Source organism: Streptomyces monomycini (assembly GCF_022271435.1).
Taxonomy (GTDB): Bacteria; Actinomycetota; Actinomycetes; order Streptomycetales; family Streptomycetaceae; genus Streptomyces; species Streptomyces monomycini.
Map to the genome: position 1 here is coordinate 1 of NZ_JAFIQY010000093.1, position 1,063 is coordinate 1,063.

Annotated in this window: 1 protein-coding gene; it reads left to right on the forward strand. The window is 70.7% G+C overall.

The genetic code is table 11. From position 1 onward, the window contains the following. Positions 1-2: 2 nt before the first annotated feature. A partial coding sequence (locus tag JXZ78_RS40015) for an acetyl-CoA carboxylase biotin carboxylase subunit (protein ID WP_238783732.1) occupies positions 3-1,063 on the forward strand: 1,061 nt, incomplete at its 3' end.

Genomic DNA, 1,063 nt, shown 5'->3' on the forward strand with positions numbered 1-1,063 from the left:
TCGTGCGCAAGGTGCTCATCGCCAACCGAGGCGAAATCGCTGTCCGCGTTGCCCGGGCGTGCCGGGACGCCGGAATCGGGAGTGTGGCCGTCTACGCCGACCCCGACCGCGACGCCCTGCACGTACGCGCGGCGGACGAGGCCTACGCACTGGGCGGTGACACCCCGGCCACCAGCTACCTCGACATCACCAAGGTCCTGACCGCCGCCGCCGACTCCGGCGCCGACGCCATCCACCCCGGCTACGGCTTCCTGTCCGAAAACGCCGAATTCGCCCAGGCCGTCCTGGACGCCGGACTCACCTGGATCGGCCCCCCGCCCCAGGCCATCCGCGACCTCGGCGACAAGGTCGCCGCCCGCCACATCGCCCAACGCGCCGGCGCCCCCCTGGTCGCCGGCACCCCCGACCCCGTCTCGGGCGCCGAGGAGGTCGTGGCCTTCGCCGAAGAACACGGCCTGCCCATCGCCATCAAGGCCGCCTTCGGCGGCGGCGGCCGCGGCCTGAAAGTCGCCCGCACCCTCGAAGAAGTCCCCGAGCTCTACGACTCCGCCGTCCGCGAGGCCGTCGCCGCCTTCGGCCGCGGCGAATGCTTCGTCGAGCGCTACCTCGACCGCCCCCGCCACGTCGAAACCCAGTGCCTGGCCGACCAACACGGCAACGTCGTCGTGGTCTCCACCCGCGACTGCTCCCTGCAGCGCCGCCACCAGAAACTGGTCGAGGAAGCCCCCGCACCGTTCCTCACCGACACACAGAACGCCGAGCTCTACCGCGCCTCCAAAGCCATCCTCAAGGAAGCCGGCTACCAAGGCGCAGGCACCTGCGAGTTCCTCGTCGGCCAGGACGGCACCATCTCCTTCCTGGAGGTCAACACCCGCCTCCAGGTCGAACACCCGGTCACCGAAGAGGTCACCGGCCTGGACCTGGTCCGCGAGATGTTCCGCATCGCCGACGGCGAAGAACTCGGCTACGACGACCCGCCGGTACGCGGCCACTCCTTCGAATTCCGCATCAACGGCGAAGACCCCGGCCGCAACTTCCTGCCCGCCCCCGGCACCGTCACCAC